This is a genomic window from Bradyrhizobium sp. CCGB01 (genome assembly GCF_024199795.1).
Classification (GTDB): Bacteria; Pseudomonadota; Alphaproteobacteria; order Rhizobiales; family Xanthobacteraceae; genus Bradyrhizobium.
Genome location: NZ_JANADK010000001.1, coordinates 8093744 through 8119288, shown reverse-complemented (window position 1 = coordinate 8119288; position 25545 = coordinate 8093744). Strand labels below are relative to the sequence as shown.

Genomic DNA, 25545 nt, shown 5'->3' with positions numbered 1-25545 from the left:
TCAGCCATATTGGACGCGGCCAGAACGACACCAGCTAATGGCATCGTTCAGCCGGTCGTCGCCCCAGAACAGTTCACGATCCACGACGAACGTCGGTGATCCGAAGATGCCCAGATCTCGCGCCGCGCTCGTCTCCGCTTCAAGTGCAGCCTTCGTGGTCTCTGCCTCAGCCAATGTAAGCACACGCTCCGGGTCTTGCCCGATGTCCCGTAGACTTCCCGATACATTGGGCTCGGCGCCGGTTTCCTGGCTCAGCGTGAACCAGCGGCGGTAGGCTGCGCGAACAAATTCCGGCCCCCAGCCTTCGCGCATGCCCACGGTTGCGATGAGATTTGCGACGATTGATTGCTTGGCCGGGTAGGGCGCAGGAAGGTTTGCTGGAAAGCCGTACATCGCGGCGCGCCGCTCGATGTCACGCCACATGTAAGTCAGTTTGGCTGGCTTATCGGCGAACGGCACGTGCTTCATTTCCTGCAAGATGGTGAGCAGGTGAAAGGGGCGCCAATGGAAGGAAATCCCGGTGGATCGCTCCACATCGGAGAGTCTCGACACGCTCAAATATGAATGCGTGCTGCCCATGGTAAACCAGAAATCAATCTGCGATGGAGCCATCTGGATCTCCCGTCGTCAGGTTTGACACCTTTATTGTCGGTCATCGCAACGCGCGCTTCAAGAGAGGGGTAACGCGTTCCGCAATCGCAACAAGCCGGGACTTCCGCTTCTGGGTCCTTCGCAGACCATTTCGGCCCGCGGCCTGAATTCTGTCTGAGCCGTCGTTTGCGCGCGCCCCGCAAGGAAGCATTCTCAGCGACTCTGATCGAGATTGAATGGCGGGCACACTTGGGATCGAACCTCTCGCGTGTGAAGCGAACGGTCTTCCGTTGGGCGATGCGCCCTTCAACCGATCATGTGGGTGGTGCGGCCCGTGGTTTGGTGGCGCGAGCCTGTCTTCGGGATGATGACATCGTAGCCCTGTTTTGCCCGACGGGTCATTTTTATTTCGGAAAAGACGTAACCCATTGATCCGGCTCGCGTCGGCTACTGTGCATGGGGTTGTTTTCGACATTTTTGATTTGGACGGTCCCCGAACGCCGCAAGGCGTCGACGATGGTCCGCAATCAATATGGTTCAGGAGGATGAATGGTGGGCGCACAAGGGATCGAACCTTGGACCTCTCCCGTGTGAACCACAATCAGTAGACCATGGTCGACCTAATCCAGCCATAGTGCAGTTGCAAAAATGGTTGCAGCGCAGGGATTTGAGACCATATTTATCCACAGTAGACCATAGCTGGACTTGCTATATTTTGTATGCCCACGCTGTGCCCCTTGTGAGTTTTCCCGTGGGGCACAAGGAGCTGGGACGTGGAGGGAACGGTTTGTGCTTCTTTTCTTGGGACACATCTCGACCCATTCCTACAAGCCGCAAGGGCATAAACGATGCAAAAGGGCGAAAAAGATCTCAAAGCTGAAGAGACGACGAGCTACCTGAGGCTCAGCGACTCGGTGGTTCGTGCGGCCGTGCTGCCGCCGGGCAAGTCGCAGCACTATCTGCACGACACAGAACAGCCAGGACTTGCCATCAGGATGCGCGCGACTGGTGGGCGGACCTGGGTCTTCCTGTTTACCAGTCCTGGGGCGAGAGGCACCCAGCGCAAGACGTTGGGCGCATGGCCTAAATTCAACGAGAAGGCAGCGCGTAAGGCCGCCACCGTCGTCGCCGCTGAGGTGGTCATTGGGGTCGATCCGAACGAGGCCAAACGAGAGGCGAAGCGGCAACAGTTGGCCGAGAAGCAATGTACCACGTTGGTCGCCCTGATCATTGATGGGGGGCCTTACGAGGCGTCTCTGATGGAACGGCAAGTCGTCAACTGGAAACCGGCAATGTCCGCGCTGCGACGCGGTCTTAAGGATCATTTCGGTCTGGCCGTCGCCGAGCTGACACGACGGCAAATCATGTCGGCGGTGGACAAGATTGCTAAGTCCGGCAAGCGCGGTGCAGCTAAGGACCTCCGCAAGCACACCCACACCTTCCTTGAATGGTGCGTCGGTGAAGGTTACGTCGAGCACAATGTGCTTGCTGGCTATCGCGCGCCCAAGGAAACCCGTGCGCAGAGGGTCGGGCGCCGAACGAAGGGGCGCGCGCTGATCGATGAGGAGATCATCAAGTTCTGGCACGCATCCGGCAAGCTCGGGGCTTTTGGGCTATTGGCACGCTTGTGCCTGCTTGGTGGCCCGCGCCGCAGCGAGCCAACCATGATCGAGTGGCGAAAGCACATCATGGAGGACCGCATCACCTTCGAGGAGGCATGGACGAAGATGGGCCTACACCACGACGTGCCGCGCACTCACCTTGTCGACGAGGTGCTCGCGGCCTCAAAGCATTTCCAGCGCGCGACGTCGGATTATGTCTTCCCCTCACCGAAGACTGGCGGCCAGATGTCGGGCTTCACCAAGATGGTCAACCGCCTGGTCAAGGAAGCGGGTGTCGCTAACTTCACCATGCATGACTTAAGGCGCAGCTTGCGAACCATCATGTCCCGCTGCGGATACGACAATGAAATCCAACGGCTGTGTGTCGGGCAGAAACCCCGCGGAATCGATCAGGTCTACAATCACGACGAACAGTGGATCATACGCAAGATGGCGTTCGAAGCGGCCCACGACTATATCGCGGAATTGGTCGGCGCGAAACGGGTCGGTAAGGTCGCGCGCCTGCAAAGGACGAATCCACTAGACCCCATCAAAGCCGAGCTTCTCGGCCGTCTCCGGGAGCATTATGCGGCTGGAAGCGCTTAGGGGCTTTATCGCATCTGATCAAATAGTCGCGTACCGCATCGACGCGATAGAGCGGGCGTCCATCGACGTAGCGCCATTTCAGCGGGTGGTTCGGTTTGCGCCGCCACTGCTCAAGAGCTCCGGGTGTGCGCCGGATGACCGCAGCTGCCTCTAATGCCGTTAAATTAGAGCTACCCGGTAGCGTATCGATATCGAATGTCGCGGGCGGCGGCACGCCGCGGTTCTTGCGAAGGCGCTTCGCGGCATGCGGCGTTTGCCTGCAATCTGGCGCTCCAAATGCCTCAATCTGTGTCTTCTCATCTTTGCCGCGCACGCCTACGCCCCGAACCCATGATCGGCCCAGCACAATAAAATATTAAACTGCTCCAACAAGATAGAAGTCAGGTGCGCTGGACGGCTCCTGGGTAGCTCTGGCGTATAAATAGGACGAACCGGTTCCGATGGACCGCGAACGCGCTCAGCTGGCTAAGCAAGCGCCAGAAGGGCAAGGTCCTCAGCATCTATAGCAGTGCGACATACTGGGCTAAGACAGCCTGCATCCCGCGGCCGGCGTACCTTCGCACAGCAAACATCAAGCGGCCAATTTGTCGCGGGTAAGCCGCAAAAAAGCTCGCGGACAGGTTGTAAATCTGAAATCGCAACGCTGGTGCCACACGGTTGTCAGCTTTGCGTCCATTGGCGTCGACTCGATGCTCACCATCACTGTGGGAACAGCATTTTCGGTCCGGCACGTCCGGTTGCTCTGTTTCTCGGCACAATTGCCCACCAGCGCTCGGACTGGTTTGCGGATTCGTTGTCCGCGCTTTCGGGACTTTGAGCAATTCGGGTTTGTAAGACCGAGCGCAGCCGTGGGCACGAAAACCCAGGGGATCACGAACCATTCCTCATCGACCAACGTGTCTTCCGTCAGCGTCGAGCCTTGCAACCGTTTTACGAGCGCGCGCGATTTCGTCGCACCATGAGTAGAAAATGGCTGTTGCAAACGCTCAGGTTGTATGCAACCTTGGCTTGGGTCTCAGGAACCCAAGATAGCATCAGGGCCATCAGCGTTCTAACAGCCCCGTTCAGCGGGGACGGTGCGCCCATGTCCAAGGGGCACCCAAAAGCACATTGGCCGTTCACGATTACGGTTTCTGAGCCCGGCAGCCAGTCCGCTACCGGCAGAGCTAAAAGCAAAATCCATGAACCATCAGCGAATCTCGCGCCGCGCCGTGGCGATCGCTAGCGTCTGCAGCCTCGAGGTGTTGCACGACAACGAAACATCTCAGCAGAGAGCCGACCGGTTGCTGGCGCCGCAGGAGCGGCGCAACCGTTCTCTGTCACAAATGATTTGAAGCAATTACGCGGCTCGAAGGGAGGGGCTGGCTCCTCAGGGGTTAGAGTTTTAGCGGCCTCCACTTGTGCTGCGAGCGACGGTTTGCATTTCATCGGCGTCATCCTACTCGAGCAGAGCCCAAAGTTTGGCACCCCGCCAAAGCGCCTTCCGAGCTGCAAGGCGTTTGCCCCAGCGAAAAGCTTCCTTTAAGCAGGTTTCGGGTAACTAAGAGCATTGCGCGGGTTGAGGGCAATACCTTGTCGCGAGGGTGCCTGTGCACGAGGCGATCGAGGATAGATGCTCGTTGGGGAGCTGGCTTGTCACCACGGTCGAGCCGCGGCCATGGCCGATCCTCCACAGGTCGCGTTGCTGCTCAGCCGTCGGGCAAGTCCCCAGTCCTCGAGGACCAGAAGCTCGACTGCGAATGGTCGGTTCAAGCTCTTCGGCGTAGTCAGCCGCGCCTGGAGGCGGACGCGAACTCGACCATCTACACGGCCCGCGACGGGCGTCTTTTAGGATGGCGATGGCGTTCTTACGCCGCCGCCCTCCATCGGAATTCGGTTGCATCGACCCACATTCGATGAGGGACGACAGCCATCTTTCTGGCCAGCGCGACCTTCGCACCCTTGCTTCCTTCGGTGCCAGTGTGCAACACGCACCGCCTAAGCCTTCATCGAAGTCCATCGGGTTAATGGCCTGAGAACGACGTTGGCAGCTTCAAACAGGGCGGTGCGCTCCATCTCCGACTTGTGTGATCCATCCTACGCGATCAATCTCGCCAGATTGGTATCGCCGGGGCGTCAACCCGAGATAAGCGCCCACGGATTCGGAATGCAGGAATTGCCTGAAATCGTCCACGGTGGAGCGAAGGTCAACGCAGAGACCGGGCCGATCCCCGGCATCGTCATCAAAGCCGACATGCCGAGTCGCTGCGCACGGCCTTCGGAATTAGACGATGTAGTCGCGCACACTCCCGCATCAGCGCTTCGCGTCCGGCGAGGAGCAGATTCATGATCCGACTCCAGCATGGCGTCATCTCCGACTAACTCACGAACTCGCGTGGCGAACCGAATCCGCGAGACGATTCCAGCTTTGAGACCCAGCGGACGCAGAAGTACTCGGATGACTCCTCCGCGGCAGCGATGGATCGAACGATATGCTTGCGAGCAGCCGCCAACGTCCGCGCCCTTCTGCCAATGCTTACGTGAACAGGCTTGAACCCTCCCATTCTCACTACCTGCGCGATCTCCCACGGGCGTCGTTCCGATCGGTCTTTAGCTGCATGGCTGAAAGTGCCGCCTTAACCTGGCGGGCTTCTCGACTGACGGGCGGCAGCCCCATTTCATTAAATTCGCGGTCAGCCATTCTGAGGTCGGTCCTCTCTCAAGGCCCACCCGCTCAACTTGATTAGCCCATGGTTCGAGGTGCTGCACAATCGATAGCGCGTCCGCCAACGTCGTTTTTTAAGCTTTCCGGTCTCGTCCACCGCACATATCGCAACGAAATCTACCCGAAACATCGAGGCCGACGTAGATCATGATTTTCCTCCTCGAATGGAATTGGCCCGTCATCGTTAGTCAAAACGTGCCGCGCGGCAAGTAGATCAGGTAATCGGAACCGAATACCCCATCTCTTCCGAAAAGCGGCTGCGCTTCATCCTCTGGTCTTTGTCGTGGCCAGAGCGAACTTCAACCTGGATTAAATCCGTGGGCAAGCTCACGCTGTTGAGCGATGAGCTAATAGTCAGCCTTCCGGCGATCACCAGCTGACCTGCCTGGCGCTTGCCGGTGAGCGCGGCGCCCGTCGCCAGTTGCACCACGCTAAGGGGCACGATCAATAGTGATTGCTTTCAGGCGCATCGATGCCCGCATCAGCAGAATGCGCAGACTCGTTGGAAAGTCAATGGCAGTCCTTACTGCCGGAAACGGTAGGGGTGACTGCCCGCCCATTAGGATACTCTGTGAAGCGACGACCTGTAACCGTAAGGGTACCCGGAACCATGGACGCGAGCTGTGCACCCGTAAGCTCTCGAGTGAACAAAATCTGCGGAGACGATCTGAAACGGCCATTGGCAAACGTTAGGGTCGATGATGCCTCGAGTATTCCGCTGGCCAATCTGGATGTAAGCGAAACCAAGCGCTTTCAAGATGATAGCATATGGGGGTGCTTCGAGCGCTTGCGAAGGGAAGATCCGGTTCACTACTGCCAAGATAGCCGCTACGGACCATATTGGGCCGTCACGAAATACCACGATATTGTAGCAGTAGATACAAACCACAAGACATTCACGTCGGAGCAAGGTGTCACGATCGTCGACGTGCCCGACGAGCACTGGACTCCGAGTTTCATCAAGATGGGGCCTCCCAAACATGCTGATCAGCGCAATACCGTAAGTCCGATCGTTGCACCGGAAAACCTGACGAGGCTCGAAAGCCTGATCCGCTCTCGGGCCAGGGCAATCTTGCAGGGCTTGCCGCGCAATGATGCCTTCAATTGGGTGGACATGGTTTCCATCGAGTTGACGACACAGATGCTCGCCACACTCTTTGACTTTCCTTTTGACGACCGGCGGCTCTTGACCTATTGGTCGGACGTAGCTGTCACACCTCCGAGAGCAGGGCATGCGATCGACAGCTGGGATAAGCGCAGCGCAATCTTGTCGGAGTGCCAGGAGTATTTCACCCGACTTTGGAACGAGCGCATTAATCGCGAGCCGCGCCTCGACCTGATTTCCTTGATGGCGCACTCGCCCGCCACGCGTCATATGAAGCCGGACGAGTTTCTCGGGAATCTGATTCTGCTGATCGTGGGAGGCAATGACACGACCCGCAACTCGATTACCGGCGGTGTTCTGTTCATGAATCAGAACCCCTGTGAGCTGCGAAAACTACACGAGAATCCGGGGCTGATGTCGAGCGCCGTGTCCGAGATTATTCGATATCAGACGCCAATCGTACACATGCGCCGCAACGCCGCGGCAGATTGCGTGGTGGGTGGAAAAAAAATCAGGAAAGGCGACAAGGTCGTCATGTGGTACATCTCTGGCAACCGGGACGAAGAGGTGATCGATAACGCCGACAGCTTCCTCATCGACCGTAAGAACGTACGGCAGCATCTCTCGTTTGGATTCGGCATTCATCGGTGCGTTGGCCGACATCTTGCGCAACTGCAGTTGAAGGTCCTCTGGGAAGAGATTTTGAATGCGCGTCTGGAGGTCAAGGTTGTCGGCGAACCTGAGCGAATTGCTTCAAACTTCGTGCACGGCTATTCCGCACTCCCTGTGCAGATTGCAGCCTAGGTCTTGATCGCTTGAGGCTGACAACCGGCACGCCGGTGTGGCTTGCTTCGTCTTGAAGTTTTCAGCTTTGCTATGTTTGGCGGTAAGCCGTCGCTTTTCGCATATGCAATCATCCCGATTGCAATGCTGCGATCGCATTATTGCTCGACCGGTGGAACTCGAAAGATGGGCGACTGAAGGCTCGCAGATGTAATCGGTAGTGCTTGCGGCCCGCCGATGAGATTCAGGTCGTCCAGAAGGACCGCACGCGGACGGGTCGCCGAAAGTTCGCGGGCGGCCTGGTATCGCGGAGGCGTACCGCAGGTTCGGTGTTCGACATTCTCAAGGCAAACGCGGCGTTCCTTCACGCCTTGCGCGGGAGGTCGCAACCGGCGCTTTTAAAACTCGCAATCGACATTTCAACCACGAAGAAATCCATCAGGAAAGATCTTGCCGACTGGATCACCGCGATTCGACTCCGCAGGACAGATCGACCGATCTTTGCAGAAGACGCTCGCGTGTCCGTGTTGCTCCGCATCGCGCAACTGGTTCTTCGCGCCCCTGCCCGGAACCGCGAAGAGGTTGCAGAGTCGTGGCAGGCGTTGCAAAGGAGGTTGCGCAGGCGGCGTCCACGCATCCCGAACTCGAGATGTCTGCGATCGGAAAGCCCTCAGTGATACGTCACTGTCGGCCCTCCCGCCCGAGTGGGTCGGGCTTATTCCGCGGTTCGATGCGCTCTCCGGGAAAGGTTTGAATTTTGGATCGGTTGATCAACCGATCGGGCATAAAAGCGCCCACAGTCTGCGGGATATTGTTTCTATTGCCGGCTTTTGGAATTGACAGCGTCCTTGAACTCAAAGCTTTGTTTGACCGCCTCGACAGCCTTTCTGCCGAACAGCGCTCTGCGCTTTTAGTGAACGTGGCCGAGTTGCCAAGCGATTTCTCGGTCATTTGTCAATCACGCGTGGTTAGCGGAAATCCCGGCAGAGCATCGACTTCGAAAGGCGCGCGCAGCTATATCTTGCAATGGCGGCGCAGGCGCTTCGCTGGGGTCTTCGTCAATTGCGTTGCGCTGCTACATTGCCCCATGCGTCATGCTTGACGAGTATGCAGTCAATCCGGAGGGAGCTCTGAAAGCACTGGATGAGGCCGAGCAACAACTTGGCGCCGATCCTGCCCTGTCGAGGCGCGTGCCAAGGCCGATTACCGTTGGGAAGATCATGCTGCCCGCCCTGGCTCTCTTGCGGGACACCGCTGACAAAGCAGCCCGAAATGATTTCGTTGAACACGCGTTTATGTTCAGGGAGGCCGGGATAAGCGCAGCCGAGACGGGCGATTGGGAGGACGCGGAGCGCTAGTTCAAATGCGGCCCAGGCCGCGGAATCGAAACTTGCAGCCGGCGGTATGGCGATGATGACGCTTGGTCTCGTTGCAGACGGGATAGCCGAGTTCCAGGCAGGGCCTTACTGAAGCAGTTGCGTCTTGGCGAAGGGTGTCGGATATGAGTGACATGCCGCTCGGGCATATCATTATTGCTTGGTATTTGCTCGCGGAAGCCGAGCTTGCCGGGGATGCCGGGTCGTCCATTGCTGCCTCGATGCGAAGCCGTCTTGGCGGCAACGCTTTTCCTCGATGCAAACCAACCTTCGGGCGGCGCGGGTCGAGGCATTGATCAAGCGCTCGGACGTTCACAGCTTCCTGGCCTGCGTAAAGAGCTGGGTTGAAGGTCTCTTCTACATTCAGAGGCTCGGCCAGAGCTTTAGAGATGTTTCACCGCTCGATCGAACTGCGGTGAAATCGAACCTGCCTCGCCGGAAAGATTGGCAGGTTTCGGGATCGCCACGAGCTTGCAGGGGAGGCCTGAAGCCTTGCGGGCGCTGTATGACGCGATGCCCAAACAGCACTATTCCCCCGATCTCACTCAGCTCGCAGGTGTGATGGCTGGTGAGCTGGAGCCCAATGCCACGAACGAAGCGGTCAAAAGCGCGATCAATCAGGTCGCAACACGGACGCCGGACTTTCAGCCGGATGACGTCTTTGTAGCAGCCCTGAGTATGATCCAGTTCATTGCGCACTCCACGTTGAATATGGCATTGGCGCCCCTTCTCGCGCATTGGCTGCGCGAGCGGTCGTGCATGCGGTCGAGCAACAAACCTTCCTCTTGGGGAAGCCGGCAACAAACATCCCTGCGATCAGACAGGTCATCGGCATGAAAGGAAGACACGCTGCAATACTGTAGCAGCTTCGGGTCTTGGCCTCAAAGGTAACGCTCCCTCGCGCGAGGATGAGTTGCTGAAACGCCCGACACTAAAGTGACGGTCGCTGCCGAGTATACGGGTTACGAATAGATGCGTCCGTCGCACCGAGCACGCCTGCGCCGCGTTGACCTCGGCGTTTGCGTTGCTCGCTGCTGACGGTGACAAGCGGCGAACGTAATTTCTTGCGAGCTTGTCGAGTTCATCGAGCGACATCTGAGGAGCGCGTTGCTCGAGCGATTTCAGTTCTGCGTTTTTCATTGGCTTATTCCTTTTCGGATAAGTAACCGGGCTGGTTGCCGACGAAATTAGCATTTCCTGAGCCGCAAACTCGTCCTCGGAAATAATGAAATAAGTAATGGAAAATATTGAATAAGTAGTTTTTGGCTCTGCCGCTCGCGCACGAAAGGCGCTGCATCCCGGGTTTCGGCTCCCCTTAAAGGTGCCCCACAAAAATCGCATCGCAACTTCGCGACCCTTGCGTTTGCTACCCCCCGGGGCAGCGGCGCTGCCCATTCGGCGAGCAAGGATGACTCGGCGATGCCCGATGCGGCGCCCGACGGCGCCCACGTTAGAATCATCCACCTTCTATCTCACTTCTACCGAGAGGAGTGCTTATGTCCTCCTGCATCTTGTTCACCTCGGACAGAAGTCGTGAGCTTGGTTCTTTGGAAGAAGCTTCCGCGCGGACTGCTGAAAAAGCGGTTCAAAGCGAGGGACCGGCTTGGCCCCGACGTCAAGCGTCTGGTCGTGAAGCTTGCCGAGGAGCAGAAATTGAAATGCGTTCACTGTCCACGCGAGCGAAATCTCATCATCGAGCATGATCACGATCCGATATTCGGCACCGGCGATAAGTTGACCGCGTTCAATATCCGGGGGCTCGTCTGTCAGCGGTGCAACTGGCACCTCATGATCTACGAGAAGGATCTCAACGGCGAATATCGCGGACTCGACGACGTCTCCAATTACATTTCCAACAGCGAATGGGAGACCTACATCTATGCCCACGACACCCTGGTTGCCATGCTATACGAAAGCCAACTCGAAGAGCGGATGGGCACCCTCAAATACCTCAAGCGGCGGATTTTTCTCGACAAGTTCGATGATTGGAAGGAGTGGGGCCCCGCAAGCAGACGAATCCCGGCATTGGGGTTTTGACGAAATCAAGCAACGGCGGCGCAATATCATCCGGACGCCTGAGCAGTTCTTCAAGGTGTGGCGGCTCGAGTACATAAAGAACCCGAGTTCAAAAGACACGGGCTGGAGGCCGCCAGAGGAGATGATGCCCATGCTCGGGCGGATCGTTGGGTTCGTGGAGGAGCTTTGGCCTGCAATTGAGGAGCGCTACAAGGCGCTGCAAGCAGCACGGAGCGAAGCAGTGCAGCCTTCGTCGGTGGTGCACGGTGGTATCGACCGTGACCCGCTTGAGGTCCTGGCTGCACAACGCGCCGGCTTCGTGCGCTACCCTCAGGCTCTCGGCCAGCAACAGCTCCAGCTTGTCGCAGAGCCGAGCGCTCCTGCGGGAACGCGTGTTGGAAGAACTCTTCGCCGGTGAAGCACTGGAAATACGGGTAGTGGACCCAACGCTCGCACACCCCTCATCGGACAGGCCGTAAATGTGCTTGAGCAGGAGCAGTCCGATCACGAAGCGGGTTGCGATGCCCGGCCGCCGTTCTCGCTATAGAGCGGCGCGATCTCGCCGTCGATCCAGTCCCAAACGACCTTGCCGGCGAGCTGAACCAGCTCGTGCTTCATGTTGATGATCTGGTCCAGCCTGGCCCGGAACAGATCGCCCGATCCCCTCGTCCTGTGCTTCTTCGGTCGCATCGCCACCTCCGATGCGACCACGAAATCATGACTGGCGATTCGACGGAATCCTGAAAATGAAATCGCAAGCTTCCAATGCCCGAAGCATCAAAACCTTGCAATCCCAAAACAGGCTACAAAGATAAATGCGATTCTGGCTCAGTCGCTTAGCCCACCTGCACGGACGACGATGGATACCTGCCCGATGGCGCGCACGCCTTGTCGATGCGATCCACTGTAACATCGGTTTGGCCCTGTGATCCAGGCCGCAGGAGGAGTGGAATACTCAATCGGCGATCATAGCGTTTGTTCCAGCGCGGACGTGAGGTTTGAAAAACTCAGAGAACTAGTTATTGAGCGTTGAGCAGAGCGAGCGGGGTGGCGCTCCGAGAACAATCCGAGATACCCATCCAAGATCGCGCACAACCCGCCGAATCGTCGTGCCGATGACAACAATCCCCAATCCAAGCGTGGCGGCCACGGCGACTCTGGTCAAGAAATCCCAAGGCTCTCCTAAAGGGACCAAATCCATGAGACGAAAAACGGTACCCTGGATCAGATAAAGTAGCAGAGTGCTCTGGCCAAGCTCCACCGCAACGAGGCGAGCCAATCGATTTGTCCCCCCAAAACTCCAGGACTGCAGCACTAACTGCATCACGATTGCAGAGGCAGCTGCAGAGCCCAGGAACATAAGCAACACTTGCTTAGCCGACGCTGTATCATGAACTAGAACAAGATTGTTGTAGACATAAGTCTCTTTGCCCCAGCTAAGATAGCACGCACACGTAATTGCAAGGAGTGAGAACATCAAGAGAGATTTGCTGCTCGACATTATGTACGTTCGCCATTCGCTTGACTGAGCAAACAAGAAGCCCAGGCAGAAGAACGGATATGTATATCTTACCAACGGGGCTATCGAAAATGTCACCGGAACGAGTGCAACAAAAATTGCCGAAATGCATATGATCCACATCGATACGCGACCGCAGACCGCCAGAAGAAGCCTCATGGCAACAAATGAAGAAAACGTTGCCCATACGAACCAATATGAGCCAATGAGATCGTTCACAGAGTCCGACAGTCCACCAGCCACGTTGGTTAAACGAGAGGCCCCGGCCAACTCAAAGGCGGCAAACTTGGCAGTCTCCATAAACGTGCACCAAAAAAGCGTCGGCAACAATAATTGCATTACACGCTCCCTGACGCTGCGAGCGAGCGATTTTCGCAGGAGAGCTCCCGAAGACAAGTATCCGCTTATCGCCATGAAGAGAGGCATATGAAACATGTAGATCGCCTTGAAGTACGGCGAATACCAATAGTCGCTATCTCCGTAGATCACGTACTGTATCAGATGTCCGATAATCACCAAGATGATGAGCATCCCTTTGGCAAAATCGCACCTCAGGTCTCGGCAGTCTGCTTGGGCTGACTGCGGCCGCTGCCAAGTCGTTGGTGTGGCGTGATAATGCAATGAAACCTCACATGCGGTTGCGCGCCTGCGCCGTTGGCGGACCATCCGATTTTGCGCAAGGTGATCGTGCTGTCCGGGAGAAATGCGCGAAGTGGTAGGGCACGTCGGGGCTCCTCGTCAATACAGGACGCTCGCTTCTCGATTCGCTAACTTATGGAGTTTCGAGCGGCTCTCGGTTTGTAGGGGCGTGTTCCTGAGAGAATGGACAGGCCTGAGAAGACGACGAACAAGTTTTTACCCTAGAACACCGTGCTCCGAGCACTATTGTTGCGGCGCTCAAACGCTGGCCAAGCCGTTCTCCGCGGGAGTTCTCAACCAGTGGAGCGTCCGTCCAACTGGCCTAATGCCGGCCGCAGCACCATCTCGCGGCCCGTCCGCCAAGGCGGGTGGGCCTAGTGGCCTCAAACTTTCGATGGCAGAAGACGTGCGGGCGCTTCGCGCTATGCCAAGGGACCTCTCCCCTGGCATTCTTTTTCCGGTCGATGCGATGATCGGGGTGAGGCAAGGAGCAGCTTTGGGAGTTCCGCTAATGAGATGAGCCGGCTTTTTCTACTTAGCTAGCATGGATTGCGAAGCCTACCCCACAGAATCTTGGTAATCCTGAGAGCTGCCAGATCGCAAAGGATGGCGCGGCTCAATCCTGGTGTCCACGAAAAATGGATATCGCTCCGTAAGCGGATCGAAGCCGCTGACGGCGAAATCGTTCAGTCGGTCAGAAGGGGGATGTCCCGGGTTCTGTTGAATTTCTGAAGAGGTCGGCGTTGCCCACCTTCAGCCGGTAGGCTCGGGGTGCTGATTCCACAAAGGAGAGCAAGGCCATGACGAGAGATATCACACCAGCTGGTTGGCCGGCGACCGGGGCTGTGGACGAAGCGTTTGCAGAAGTGCGGGCGAGCTTCGATCGGTTCTGCCTTGCGGCAGGGATCGAGGCGCTCGGCATGATGATGGAGGCGGACGTCACGGCGGTCTGCGGGCCGCGCCACGGTCGCGACGCGGCGCGGCGGGCGCACCGTTGGGGCCGAACGCGGGGACGGATCGGCTTCCATGGCGGCAAGATCGAGGTCGAGCGTCCGCGGGCGGGGTGGACGGCCGCGAGGTCACGATCCCGAGCTGGGAAACGGCGGAGGAGGATTGGCTCGGTCGCTGGGCGATGAACCTGATGCTGATCAATGTGTCGACGCGCCGGTTCGGCCGCGCTGTCCGGCTGCCGACGTGCCGGCACCGCTCGGATCGGGAGTTTCGAAGTCGGCGGCCTCGCGGAGGTTCGTAGCGCTGTCGGCGGCGCGGCTGGCCGACTTCATGGCTGCCGACCTGTCCGCGCTTGACTTTCTGGTGGTCCAAATCGATGGGCTGCATCTCGGCGACGATCTCGTGCTGGTCGCCGCGATCGGGGTAGCCGTTCAATGAACTTCAAAGCCCGCTTCGGCGGGCTTTCTTCTATCCCGCTATCCGGGCGGAAGAGCAGTGTATGTCATTGGCGAGAACACCGGGCGCGGATTCTACATTCGCAACTCGAAACTAGTGGAGCTACTGGCAGCCGAGGTAGGGCTGCGCCCCGAAAACTCGTTCAAGAGACCTCTGCCCGCCAATCGGAGATATCTCCCTCCGCCGTCGGGCGGTGAGATGGGCCTAGACGGGCGAATGCGATCCGAGATCATTGTACAACTCAGGAAGCCCGTAGCCACTCACGTGTAGCGCTTTGCGAGCTCGTCAAAGATCGCCCGGCTGTGGAAGCGTTGCTTTGAGCTCTTCTTGTTTCGTGGATCGAGGAGACGGAGGCGACAAAACCGCGGATCGTCCTCAAGGGGCTTACGCAGCTAGTGAAATCGCTCGTTCTCTTTGAAGTCGGGCGTCTTCCACAACACCTTGAGCGTGTGGTAATCCCAAGGGTAGCGCTTCGACATGTCCTCCTCGCTCAACGTCACCCGAATGGCATTGGGGGCGTTGGGAGAGATAATGACCGGCATGGCTTGCGCGTTGGCGTTCCGGACGAACTTCAGCTCGACCTCCACGCTGAGTTGAAAGGCCTTGCAACCTTCTGCTTGCCGGCATGCTCAGCCAGCTCATCCGGCTCAATGACAGTTTCGATCCGATACAGATGGGGCGCAAAGCCCTTGCGCCGACGAGGTGCACGCTCGCCGTCGGCTTGCTCATGGCCCTTGATGACCTGGGACTTGATCGCAGCGGTGCCCGCATCAATTCCCCCGAAGACGAAGGCCTGCTGATCGTCGTCGTCGTCCGCAGAGCCGAGCTTTTCCGATCGTTGGTCGAATCGGGCGCGGTCGAAGGCCTTCAGGATCTGCGTCAGCGGCTCGATGCGCGCATCGGCATTGCGGGCCTTGAGATCGGCGACCTCGCTCTCCAGAGCATCGGCGCGGGCCGCCTTCCCAGCCATGGAAAGCACCATGGCACTCAGGTCTCTACGTCATTCGGGAGGTTGAGATGGAGCGGCGTCATTGGCCGGGAGCTGAGTACGATCTGAGCGATAGCTTCGCTTGGACTACACGGTCTCCCTCAGTGCGTCGACGGCAATCACACTCCGATCGGGGTCGACGAGCGCCTCGGCCGCCATCATCATCTTATAGTGCCCACAGTGACCCGTCTTCTCGAAGATCCGGCGGAATACGTCGTTATATCGGGCCACAACGCTATGATCGGCCGCGACGTAGAGATCGTCGTGGGCGCTGTGCGATCCGTCGTTTACCCAAGAGAAGAGTGAGGCGCAGACCAGCTGGTCTTTGCCTTCAAATTTCGCAATGATATCATCTGTGTCGACATTGCCGAGGATCCTGAAATAGTACTCGATGATGCGCCTAAGCGTGTTCTGGATGGCCATATTCGAGCGGTTCGGGTTCCGCACTTCCGCCCAGAGTAGTTCATACGACGTTTTAATGGGGGTTGAATTTGTAGCCGACGATCTTTGAGATGCCTTCGACCTTGCGGACAATCCAGAACGTCTCGTGAGCTCTGCATTCCGCTCCCCGGCTCGGATCCAACGAAACCTCCTTGTGAAAGTAGATATTGTAATTCAGCAGGAAGACCTGCTTGATCTGGCCAGTGCCCTCGCAAGCCTCCTTGAGCACGCGCTTGATCAGGGTGCTAACAATGAACAGCACATCGCTGTCTAGACTGGATACCGGATCGTCGAACACGACGATACGGCCGGAGCTGATATCCTACTCCGACGCGCTGCCGCGGAGTAGATGATAAAAATAGAGAAAGTAGACGAAACTTTTCTCGCCCTCACTAGGCGTCGCCGCCGCATTGTCGCCGCTGTCCCGAACGATTTCATATAGATGGTCACGCGCGCCCGTCGTGCTCAACTTGAAGCCGGAGAAGCCAAGCGACATCAACAAAGTGTTGATCGCGCTCACCGTCGGTTGAACGCTAGTGACCCGTTTTTCAAACTCGCGCAGCTGCGTCTTAGCTGCGATCAGTTGATGCTCCTTCGCTTTGTTTCCAGCCGCCAGTCCCTGCACGGCCTTGTCCAGGGCCTCCTTCTCCGCCTGGTACTTCCTAAAGGTCGGGCTATTCTCTTCGAGCAGGTACTTCCAGATCTGGCCGATGAGCTGGCGGCGTTCGACTGCGAGGGTGTTTACCAGCTCATGATGGGCGGCAATTGAGGTATTTGCGGCCCCGATCCTGGTGATAACTGGCTCGCAGGTTTCGCAAAAGGCTCTAGCGTTACGGGCGCGCTTGGCTCGCGCTTCTTGGCTTCGAGCAGGCGCTTATTCAGCTCGATGCGGGCGGTGAGCCGATCGATACGTGCCCGCAGAAGTTCCCCATCGAGATGATGGCTATCGTGCGCGACAATCTCTTTGAGCCTCTTCGAAGTCTTCTCGGCGACGACTTCATAAAGGCTCGAGGGTCGCGGCGACGGCTGCCATGTCGTTCAGATAGGTTTCATCGAAGTAGGCGTTCAGCCGCGCCGCAAAGTCGAACTCGACCTCCTGCTGACAGAACGGACACTGAGAGCCGTGGTCGAGATAAGGCTTAGTCCTCAGCGCCGAGCGAGAAGCCAATGGCATGGGGCCTCGAACCTCTTGGGCAATACGAGGGCAAGTTGTGCATAAAAGACTCAGATCTCGCAATGCGTGTTGGGGGGGGGGGCAGTATTTTTACGGATGACGCGCGGCGACCGGCACCGTGCGCGCGGAGAAGATCACACTGGCGTCAGCTCCGTTGAGGCCCGCCGAGCGAAAATGAGGTGAGCACGATGTCGGGAGCCCAATCCATGAAAGAGTCGGTCTAGCCGGAATGGGCGGATTGAGGGTATCGCTCGAATTGGCGGAATGGTCGGGATGCTCTTTATCGACGGTATTGATCGCATCGGCGGAAGGGGCCGCCCGATGCATCATCCGTGAATGCAATTGCATTTCCACCTGAGTCGCGGATCCAACCGTTGTGCAGCCGTCATTCGTGTAGACACTCTCTCCTTTCACAAAGCCAACAGTCTGGCCAAAGCACGTATACATGGTCCCGTCGTCATCAATGTAATGGCTTGCGCGGCCACTGCGATCGTAAAGGTCTTTGGCTATGCCTTTAACCTTCCACGTCGCGCAGGTCAGCGCCGTAGCTGCGCTCTTCCCGGATTTCCGGCGGCTTTGCAGGACGGCTTAGTCAAGTCCGTCGGCATCATGCGCGCGGTGACCAGCACGGATAGCCGCTTCTTCCGAAGCAAGCTGAGTGGGGTGCTTTGAGACGGTCTTGCCGTTGTGAACTACGACGTGACGCTCACTCCGCGAGTCTCGCGCCATCAGTTCCTTTCCCCGTAGCCGCCCGGATTGTCAATTCTTGAACACGGTGTTCTGCTGGAGGAACACCGGTGGAGGGATTTCATACTTAAACGGTTTTTTCGATAGATTCCGGTGGCGAGGCCGCGGGACTGCATTGTCTCGCGGCCTCATTCGTTTTCGCAGTTGCAAGCCACTACGAGCCGAAGTCGACCTCTCTCCCCATCGATTATCAGCGCATCCACCGAGGCTTCGCATTCAGGCGCGTTTACTCGGCGCATTGGTTGGTCATTTCTGCGCGTTAGGCCGGCCCTGTTGTCGCAATCCGTTCGAAGGAACGGGGTAGAGAATTCGACAAGCGACCGGAATCCCACCATTGGTCCGTAGTCAGCCAGGGCTAGGAAGCGTAGGACAATGTTGGCATCCATGTCAGCTTCCTGACCAATGTCGACAACTTGATCATACGGCGCCGCTACGAAGCGCCTGCAGAACCTGCGGGTCTCGATTTCGGCACGGCCTTTGCTTGGTTTGGGGCAGCATCACTTATTACTCCAGATGCGGTGATGTTAGGGACGGACTCGGCGCCGCGTCGCCGCTAGCGTCTGGTCCGTCCCGCTGGTGCTGTGAGGCGATATGAAGCAGAATCTTCGACCGGCGACTGGATTCCGTCACGCTCGTCGCTGCTGTGTCCTACGCAGGCACGAACACGTAGGGGGAACAACTGCCGAATCAGTGTCTCCCTAAACCGCGGGAGACGAGACCGTCATGTCCGCGAGATCTTTGCTCCGCCCAGGTTAGGAAAGTGTACCCGCGGCTCGAAGGCAGCCGCGCAGGCATAGCTCGCGACTCGATATCGTCGTGTAAACATCAAAGTGCGATTTTCCGATCTCGAAAAGCTAGAGCAAATATGCACACTGGAACGGTAGTTTCGTACAGTGTCGAAAAGGGCTGGGGCTTCATAAGGCCTGATGGTCGCAACGGCGAGGATCTGTTCGTGCACATCTCCGAACTACGCAACTGCACAGGTACCGATCTGATGCCGGGCGCGCGTGTGAGGTTCAATCTCCACTTCAACAAACGGCGCTCAAGGTGCAGAGCTGCCGAGGTCAGGCTGATCGATTGAAGTGCCGCGTATCCTGGAGCAGGTGTTCAAGATTGTTCAAGCAGCGCAAAGATGGCGAGTTCGGCCCTGGCGGGCGTTTATGCCGGGTGATGCAAGCGCAGCAGACGTTTTCCGAACGCAGCACTCGAGTATAAATCTGTCTACTCGGTGGAGCACAGATTTCACTCGGGTACTTACTGGAATGCAACAGAAACTCTTTTACGTTGGCTTCTGTAGGGAGATATGAGAGCAGACGCCAAGCGAACAACCGTCGCTACGTTGTGCCGGCCGCATGTCATTCCACCCGGGCCACACTCTCTGCAATGATAGGAGCTTTCGAACCTGGAGGCGCCCTCCCATTAGTGTCGGCCAGCAGCGTCAGCGTCCAGCGTTTGCAGCCATCGGGCGGCTTGGCGCATGCGGTCGCCACCAGCAGGGCTTCCTCCTTGCCGGTCAGCTTGCGCTCAGCGCCCGGACGCGGCTCCTCGCTCAACGCCGGCTCCAGATTGCCTTCCACGAAGCGGCGCCTGGTCCGGCCGACGGTGGAGAGGCTGACACTCACGGTCCGGGCAATCTCCTCGTCGCGGCAGCCTCCATCGGCCGCCAGCAAAATCTGTGCCCGCTTAAGCTTGCGGGCGGCGTGCTTGCCGCCGCCGAGCATCCCGTCAGTTCGTCGCGCTCGGCTTGGCTCAATTCGACCCGATAACGTACATTCATGCTTTGCCTCCTTGTCGGAGGCCGGGACGAATCCAACGATGAGTTAAAAATCAGGCGCGCGCCTCACCGAGAAGCAGGCTTATTACCTGGCCTTCATCCACACCTACGCCCACATGTTCGGACGTCCACCCGCCGAAGCCGACATCCAGCGCCACTTCCGCGTCAGCCCGCCTTCGGTCCACCAGATGATCGCCACCCTCGAACGAAATGGCTTCATCCGACGTCAACTCGGCGTCCCCAGAAGCATCGAAATCCTCGTTCCGCCGGAAAGCTTGCCGATCCTCGAATGGCTCGGTATCAAAACGTCGAAATCACTGTGATGAACCACTAGGTAGTTTTTCAGGTCGGTCGTCTAAGTAGCTGACAAGCCGCAGTCGGTCAGATCGACCACGACGTCGCTCGAAGAGATGACACCTCTCCGATGAGTGATCGCTAGCACAGTCACATCCTCCGCTAGGGTGCGTATATGGTCCATAATGTCCCGCTCGGTTCGTTCGTCGAGCGCGGAGCTAGCCTCGTCGAGAAGAAGGATCGCCGGCTGGCCATAGAGCGCGCGGGCAATAGCAACGCGCTGTCGCTCCCCGCCGGAAAGCTTCAGGCCGCGTTCTCCAACGGTTGTTTCAAATCCTTCTGGTAGCGCCTCGATCAACGGGAGAATAGCGGCCTCTTTCGACGCACGGCGAAGGCGTACCTCATCGCGGGGCCGACCTAGCAAAATGTTGTTAGCTAGCGACTCATTGAGCAACATCACGTCCTGCGGCACGACAGCAACTGCGGCATACCAATCCGCGCGATCGACGCTCGCTATATCGGCTCCATCGACGAGAATTCGCCCGTAGTCGGGCTCAATCGATTTCAGGGCAAGCTTAAAGATCGTGGACTTCCCCGATCCGGTTTCACCGACAAGAAAAGTAATCCCGCCGCGCCCGGCCTTAAACGAGACGTTGGTAACGCCGCGACCGTTGTCGTAGGCATAACCAATGCTCTCGAAAGAGAGCTGGCCAGCGGAGGGCTTGAAATCGTGAGCATGAGATGCTTGCCGCTCTTCTGGTGCGGCCCACAGTCTGCCTAGAGGGATGAGGTCGGCTCGCGACCGCGCCACGTCAGAGATCGCCCTCGCGACCGTCTCAAAGGGCATATTGAGCTGAAGTAGAAGCGTACTGAATAGCACCATATCGCCGATGGTGACCGCGCCGGCGTGGTATTCAGGTATAAGAAAGAGAAGCGTGACCGCAAATTGTAGCGCGACGGCGAAGCCGAGCACGGCGATGTAGAGCAGTCGTTGCAACACGTAGACTCGCCAGTTATCACGTACCTCCCGCGCCCTTATCATGAAGCGTTCGTTCATCCAGGAGTGACTGCCGAAATGGCGCAACGTGTCCATCGCGTTCAGGACGTTGCCGACGAACCGAGCATTCTCCTGTCCGGCTTCGACCGCCGCATCCAGGAACGCGCGGGCCTGACGCGTGGAAATCCACGTCAATGCAATCGCGATTGCTCCATAGATGGCGACGATTGCAGCGATCTGGATATTGAGGAGCGCGCCGAGGGTAACGAGCGTAAGCAGAAGCTGCATTGAAGCAGGGACGAAGACGACAATCCCAAGCTGGACCAACGTCGTTAATGCGCTGCGCCCGCGAGCAGCCGCACTCTGTATCTCCGCCGGATTGCACTCAAGAAAAACGGCAGCGGTTTTCCTCAGGATGCGATCGAAGAAGCGAGTTGCAGCAATGAAGCCCAGGTTCTCGGCTGCCATGAAGGAGAGATACTGCAGCATGCGCTGCAATGCAGAGGCTACGCCCACCAAAACCGCGTATCCAGCGAAACCCCAAGCAACCGCCGACATGTCTTCGCTGCGCGGAAGACGATCAATGAGACACGAAAATACATAGGGGCCTGCGACGCTGCTGGCGCTGGAGATCAGCGCCACCGCCCCAATGATGAGAAGCAAGCGCCGGTCGGATCGCCAGTACGCATGCAGAATTTCGGAAGCCGGCGACAATACGCTATCGTCGACCTGATCTGCAGCGGATCCAGGGAATAGGGCTTTGCTTGCTCTGAGAGAGCTGACATGGCCTTGCCATCTGAATTCCATACGATCTCACGTAAAGATGCGGCTCAGCGGAATTTGCTGCCGTTTACCGTTACTAGACACCAATCCAATTCTGTCCAGCACCGTCAGCCAACTGCCGACATTGGTAGGTTGTCGCCCGCCTTCTCCCATGAGAGACCTTCTATTGTGGCTCGGCACGGTGCCGCGCCACTCTCTCTGGCTTTTACTGAAGCCTAGATTGACGACGAGAAGCCCGATCACCCGGAGATTGACATGAAGAGCGCAACTGCAGACGCGCCTAAGCGGCCATCGCGGCCCGATACAACTGACCTCCCCTTACCGGTGCTGCCACCTCCTACTACTTCGTATCCGAAGGGCCCCTTCCCTAGCGACAGCGCTAACGAAGGTTACCTTTAAGATCATTCTTCACTCTGTTACCGCCTCTCACACGAGAGGCGGTAACGTTTTAAGTCGAGGAACAAATGCTCAAGGCCACTCTAAAAATAGCCGACCTGGAAAACTTCGATCCTGTTGTCCAAGGCTGTTCGATAGAGTTTGGTGAAAGCTGCATCTGGCCATTCCAACATAAGAGTCTTGAGAGCTCGTTAGTGAAGAGCACTGAGCAATGGTTCTTCGTCATACGTGAGCGTCAAGTAGCGGCGGACGGGGCTGGCGTTCATGCGGTCGTAATAGACCATGCGTCTACAGATCAGTTTCGTCAGCACTACCAGAAATGCATGCACTGGCCGCTCGATTTTATCGTGATCGAGGCGGCTCGCCGGGGCCCTCGGTTGCGTGTACGAGCAGGCCATATAGCCAGCCTCCCAATTTACTTCCACGTGGAGGAGCGCACTCGTACGGTTACGCTCTCCTGGGATTTCATGGATCTTTTGGATAAATCGGGAACGATCGATGCAGAAATCATAGCCCATCATCTGTCTATGAGAACGTTCTACTCTGCGCGACAGGCCTGCGTTGGCGTTAATCTGCTGACTGCTGGCGCCACCTTGTACGTCGACAGATCGCTAACGTCATTTGAGTACGGCGCGACAACTTCATCAGCCCCCGAGCTCACTGGACGAGAGGGGAGCAATTATGTCCTTGAGTTTTCTGATACTCTTCAGGCGGTTGTTCGTTTGCGGCCGACGGCGTTCTGCGCAAACGCTGTGGAGCTGAGCGGAGGAATGGACTCCGCTTCCGTCGCAGTTGCTGTTAGCGAGAGTGTAGCATCGCTAGCATGTGGCGGGATACTATTGGGCGACGGGAGTAGCCCCAAGCAGATTGACCGCCGAGCGAGCATTTTGAGCGCACTGGATTGCCGCGATCACAAAGTTGACATGCACGCCCACATGCCGGCGATTGATCTAGATCTTGACCTGAAAGGACGCCTGCCACTCATTTCAGAGTATTACCTTGAGGCGTTTGGGTCACTCTGGGATCGGTTCCGCGGTGATGGCTGCGAAATAATCTGGACCGGCATAGGAGGAGACGAGCTTTGCGCTCGCTTCAGCAGCGACGAGGAGCAACCCAGATCTCCGTCTTCACCCCACCTGGATATCGCGCTTGGGCTTGCAGAAGACCTATTGACGAAACGCGGGCTTGACGCCGCTCGTTCATCCTTCCTTTTTAGCGCCCCCATCAGCGCCACTCTATCCACAACTCTGCTCGCAAGTCTTTGTCATGCTCGCCCACTCGCGACGCGAGGACTTTGGCCCGTCCGCCCATTCGGCGATCCGAGCTTGATCAATTTTGGAGCGAAGCTTCCGTTTGCACTTCGCTCGGGCAAGGAGCTCCTCCGTTCTTACTTGCGTGAGCGCTTGGGCTCTGACGTATTTCCACGCGGTTACGCAAAGGAGACTTTCGCGCTTGTACTGCCAAAGGCGATTGCGGCTCGTGCGGACATAATTTCATCACAGCTTGCTTCTTGCGCCTTGGCCGACTTCGGCTTGGTTTCGCAAGAGGCTGTCATGGCACTCTTGAACAGGGTGATAACAACACACGAATTTTCCGCAACGAGCACCTTGGCACGTTTTTTATGGGCGGAACGTTTCGTTCGGCAACTCTGTTGATTGCGCCATTATCAGCGATGGGACATTCCCGGGCAAGGCCCGGGTCATTGCAGCGACCGCTTCAGACCAGTTTTCAAGGATGCTTCCGGCGATATCAGCGTGGAGCTGTTTGGCACCGGACGCGCCGGTACCGCGACTGCGAACTGGGAGTACGATTGTCGCGCCAACACAACGCCGAAGTGGCCGAATAGCGTTAACCAGATCCCAACACTGGTTGGCACTGTGATCAGAGCAAAGCCGCACGATGGTGGGGCTGCCGGCGTTGTCGCGTCATTCATTGCGATCAAACACTAAACTGAGCAGCCCGCCCGATCAATCGGCCTAGATTTTGGCAAGGGCGCACCGCGATCGCAATGTCTCCGACAATCAGAAGAATAGCCGACGATGTCTAGAGCAGGCTGTTGAAGAACTCAACCGCGTTCGCAAACGAAGGCTGACTCGTCAATACGGTTGATTCCTGCGGTGTTGGAAACCACCGCCGGCCGCTGGCTATTGCGCCAACCTTTAAGAAAACGTTGTTTATTTTCACCCTTAGACAATTCACCTGCACTCCCCCGATAGAATTCCTTTGCATACGTCATGAAAACGCTTCGTATCACGCTGCTGCTGAAGACCAGAAACAGAGCTACCGACTATTTGCCCATACCCCACTGCGACGTGTTGATTTCATGCCCAGGAAAATAGATGCGGCACGAAGTTTAGCACCTTGACGCAATGGGAAGCAAAGACCCGCCGAAAACTTGCTTCAAGAGTCTCAACATTTCGAAGAATGGCTGTGTCTTCAACGAGACTATCGACAATAAGGTGGTGGCCGACGATCATGAGATGTAGTCGGTGAATGCGTTAAGCCTGCGAAAGGTTCTAGCAGCAAGAGAGGTATGTCTGTTCCGTTCAAAAAAGGCTGTTTGGGGCAGAAGCGGCCGGAAATTGTTGATGAGGGCTTCCGCGGCTGCGACAGCCAATTTCGCTCCAGGGCACACGTTAGCACCAATACCGAAACTTTTGTTAGGCTGACGCCCCCCTCCAAAAGCTGCTCCGATATGGATGCGGATTCTTCGGCCCCTTGGTAGATGAAAGTCTCCCCACCTCAGATCTTCAGTGGTCTCGCGGAGAACGCTCTGGATCGGGAAATCAAAATCTGCAGCGGCACGAACCGCTTTCTGCGTGGTGAGATCAGGCGTCCTTTTCAGCATCAGGCACGCTGTTGCGATCAAATATGCTGAGCTTTCATGCGCTGCGATCAGAAACATCGTTCGGTTTGGGATGTCGGCACGTAGCGCTGCCGGCAGTAAGTCATTGCAATCCTCAGAAGAAAGTTTGTCGGCGACCGCTTTGACGCCAGCTGCGGCACGCAGTGCATCTGCACGCGTGTTCACTCTGCCGTCCATGTAGTCAACCATGGCGGCGATCGGCCTTTCGTATGCTTGCGTGAAGTCGCTGTGAACGCCAGCCACGAGACATGCAATATCTGCGATGTAGGATCTGGCGATTTGCATGAAGTCATAGAGGGTGCGCGGCGGTATCTTGCGCAGATGCTTTCGAGCGATTTGATCCAAGGCGTCCGCGTTGCAGAGCTCGGAGAGCCAAGCGAACCATTCGGACGCAGTGCCATTGCGGTTTCCAAAGATTGACCGCGCGAGGAGCTGGTCGACGACTTCTGTCGTCATCGCGAGCTGCCTCCGCTCAGCGTCATCGAGCGGCAAAGTGGCCAAATTCTTTTCGAACGACAGCATCGGACGCGTCACGGCGTCGTGTTTCAAGAGCCAGGTGCAAAGATCCGGTGTTCCGCACACGAACTCGCCGCGATCCTCATACACAGGAGCCTCACGGGTAAGATCCGCCAGCGCTGCGTAATAGGCCTTGCATTCAGTTCCGTGCATGCGCAGGATAAACTCAAGATCGCGCATTCGACCAGCACACTGCATAACTCGTGCTAAATAGGAGAGGAT

19 protein-coding genes and 5 pseudogenes are annotated in these 25545 nt (G+C 57.3%); 10 read left to right on the top strand and 14 right to left on the bottom strand.

The annotated features are described in order from the left end of the window. Entirely contained in the window at nucleotides 1-612 is a 612-nt protein-coding gene (locus NLM25_RS38175) for a 2-hydroxychromene-2-carboxylate isomerase (protein WP_254140300.1), read from the bottom strand. 827 nt (nucleotides 613-1439) lie between these two features. On the opposite strand from NLM25_RS38175, the gene NLM25_RS38170 reads away from it, so the two are divergent. Then, nucleotides 1440-2798 (top strand): integrase arm-type DNA-binding domain-containing protein, encoded by a 1359-nt coding sequence (locus NLM25_RS38170; protein WP_254123071.1) that lies wholly within the window; start codon nucleotides 1440-1442, stop codon nucleotides 2796-2798. Between the two features lie 2032 nt (nucleotides 2799-4830). Here the strand turns inward: NLM25_RS38170 and NLM25_RS38165 are convergent. Both NLM25_RS38165 and NLM25_RS38160 read right to left on the bottom strand, forming a co-directional pair. Then, on the bottom strand, nucleotides 4831-4935 hold the full coding sequence (locus NLM25_RS38165; RefSeq protein WP_254124622.1) for a transposase: 105 nt from the start codon (nucleotides 4933-4935) through the stop codon (nucleotides 4831-4833). Between the two features lie 781 nt (nucleotides 4936-5716). Next, nucleotides 5717-5950, bottom strand: coding sequence for a hypothetical protein (locus NLM25_RS38160; protein WP_254140299.1), 234 nt, complete (start codon nucleotides 5948-5950; stop codon nucleotides 5717-5719). Between the two features lie 195 nt (nucleotides 5951-6145). Between NLM25_RS38160 and NLM25_RS38155 the strand changes: the two genes are divergently transcribed. The 5 genes from NLM25_RS38155 (at nucleotide 6146) to NLM25_RS38135 (ending at nucleotide 10803) form a co-directional block, all read left to right on the top strand. Beyond that, the gene (locus tag NLM25_RS38155) at nucleotides 6146-7411 is read left to right on the top strand and encodes a cytochrome P450 (RefSeq protein ID WP_375167862.1); all 1266 of its coding nucleotides are present in this window, start codon (nucleotides 6146-6148) and stop codon (nucleotides 7409-7411) included. Nucleotides 7412-8147: 736 nt separating this feature from the next. After that, entirely contained in the window at nucleotides 8148-8492 is a 345-nt protein-coding gene (locus NLM25_RS38150; RefSeq protein ID WP_254140298.1) for a hypothetical protein, read from the top strand. After that, on the top strand, nucleotides 8485-8748 hold the full coding sequence (locus NLM25_RS38145) for a hypothetical protein (RefSeq protein WP_254140297.1): 264 nt from the start codon (nucleotides 8485-8487) through the stop codon (nucleotides 8746-8748). Before NLM25_RS38150 ends, NLM25_RS38145 begins: the two co-directional genes overlap by 8 nt. A gap of 510 nt (nucleotides 8749-9258) precedes the next feature. Next, nucleotides 9259-9603, top strand: coding sequence for a hypothetical protein (locus tag NLM25_RS38140; protein ID WP_254123066.1), 345 nt, complete (start codon nucleotides 9259-9261; stop codon nucleotides 9601-9603). 696 nt (nucleotides 9604-10299) lie between these two features. Next, the gene (locus NLM25_RS38135; protein ID WP_254140296.1) at nucleotides 10300-10803 is read left to right on the top strand and encodes an endonuclease domain-containing protein; all 504 of its coding nucleotides are present in this window, start codon (nucleotides 10300-10302) and stop codon (nucleotides 10801-10803) included. Nucleotides 10804-11044: 241 nt separating this feature from the next. Here NLM25_RS38135 and NLM25_RS38130 read toward each other — a convergent pair. Further along, nucleotides 11045-11472: pseudogene (locus tag NLM25_RS38130) on the bottom strand (transposase); the annotation flags it as partial. A 325-nt stretch (nucleotides 11473-11797) separates the two neighbouring features. Then, entirely contained in the window at nucleotides 11798-12922 is a 1125-nt protein-coding gene (gene nolL, locus NLM25_RS38125) for a nodulation factor fucose acetyltransferase NolL (protein WP_256565546.1), read from the bottom strand. 818 nt (nucleotides 12923-13740) lie between these two features. Between nolL and NLM25_RS38120 the strand changes: the two are divergent. Beyond that, a pseudogene (locus tag NLM25_RS38120) lies at nucleotides 13741-14317 on the top strand (IS256 family transposase); the annotation flags it as partial. Nucleotides 14318-14739: 422 nt separating this feature from the next. Here the strand turns inward: NLM25_RS38120 and NLM25_RS38115 are convergent. The 5 genes and pseudogenes from NLM25_RS38115 to NLM25_RS44595 form a co-directional block, all read right to left on the bottom strand. Next, nucleotides 14740-14934 (bottom strand): hypothetical protein, encoded by a 195-nt coding sequence (locus NLM25_RS38115; RefSeq protein ID WP_254123063.1) that lies wholly within the window; start codon nucleotides 14932-14934, stop codon nucleotides 14740-14742. A gap of 20 nt (nucleotides 14935-14954) precedes the next feature. Continuing rightward, a pseudogene (locus NLM25_RS38110) lies at nucleotides 14955-15379 on the bottom strand (IS66 family transposase); the annotation flags it as partial. Between the two features lie 43 nt (nucleotides 15380-15422). Continuing rightward, a pseudogene (locus NLM25_RS38105) lies at nucleotides 15423-16524 on the bottom strand (AAA family ATPase). Between the two features lie 249 nt (nucleotides 16525-16773). After that, nucleotides 16774-16950, bottom strand: coding sequence for a hypothetical protein (locus tag NLM25_RS38100; RefSeq protein ID WP_254123061.1), 177 nt, complete (start codon nucleotides 16948-16950; stop codon nucleotides 16774-16776). Between the two features lie 90 nt (nucleotides 16951-17040). Next, a complete protein-coding gene (locus NLM25_RS44595) occupies nucleotides 17041-17460 on the bottom strand; it encodes a 4-fold beta flower protein (RefSeq protein ID WP_375167893.1) in 420 nt (139 codons plus the stop codon). A 1102-nt stretch (nucleotides 17461-18562) separates the two neighbouring features. On the opposite strand from NLM25_RS44595, the gene NLM25_RS44590 reads away from it, so the two are divergent. Further along, nucleotides 18563-18778 carry a cold-shock protein gene (locus NLM25_RS44590; RefSeq protein ID WP_375167861.1) on the top strand — a complete coding sequence of 72 codons (216 nt, stop codon included), beginning with the start codon at nucleotides 18563-18565 and terminating at the stop codon, nucleotides 18776-18778. A gap of 346 nt (nucleotides 18779-19124) precedes the next feature. Here the strand turns inward: NLM25_RS44590 and NLM25_RS38095 are convergent. Further along, nucleotides 19125-19474: pseudogene (locus tag NLM25_RS38095) on the bottom strand (helix-turn-helix domain-containing protein); the annotation flags it as partial. Between the two features lie 113 nt (nucleotides 19475-19587). Between NLM25_RS38095 and NLM25_RS38090 the strand changes: the two are divergent. Beyond that, nucleotides 19588-19794 carry a helix-turn-helix domain-containing protein gene (locus NLM25_RS38090; protein ID WP_309143639.1) on the top strand — a complete coding sequence of 69 codons (207 nt, stop codon included), beginning with the start codon at nucleotides 19588-19590 and terminating at the stop codon, nucleotides 19792-19794. A gap of 32 nt (nucleotides 19795-19826) precedes the next feature. On the opposite strand, the gene NLM25_RS38085 is transcribed toward NLM25_RS38090, so the two are convergent. Next, nucleotides 19827-21476 carry an ABC transporter ATP-binding protein gene (locus tag NLM25_RS38085; protein ID WP_254140295.1) on the bottom strand — a complete coding sequence of 550 codons (1650 nt, stop codon included), beginning with the start codon at nucleotides 21474-21476 and terminating at the stop codon, nucleotides 19827-19829. A 533-nt stretch (nucleotides 21477-22009) separates the two neighbouring features. On the opposite strand from NLM25_RS38085, the gene NLM25_RS38080 reads away from it, so the two are divergent. Beyond that, nucleotides 22010-23596 carry a hypothetical protein gene (locus tag NLM25_RS38080; RefSeq protein ID WP_254140294.1) on the top strand — a complete coding sequence of 529 codons (1587 nt, stop codon included), beginning with the start codon at nucleotides 22010-22012 and terminating at the stop codon, nucleotides 23594-23596. Nucleotides 23597-24006: 410 nt separating this feature from the next. On the opposite strand, the gene NLM25_RS38075 is transcribed toward NLM25_RS38080, so the two are convergent. Next, on the bottom strand, nucleotides 24007-24177 hold the full coding sequence (locus NLM25_RS38075) for a hypothetical protein (RefSeq protein ID WP_254140293.1): 171 nt from the start codon (nucleotides 24175-24177) through the stop codon (nucleotides 24007-24009). Between the two features lie 237 nt (nucleotides 24178-24414). Then, nucleotides 24415-25503: a hypothetical protein gene (locus tag NLM25_RS38070; protein ID WP_254123057.1), complete on the bottom strand. Its 1089-nt coding sequence runs from the start codon at nucleotides 25501-25503 to the stop codon at nucleotides 24415-24417. Between the last annotated feature and the right edge of the window lie 42 nt (nucleotides 25504-25545).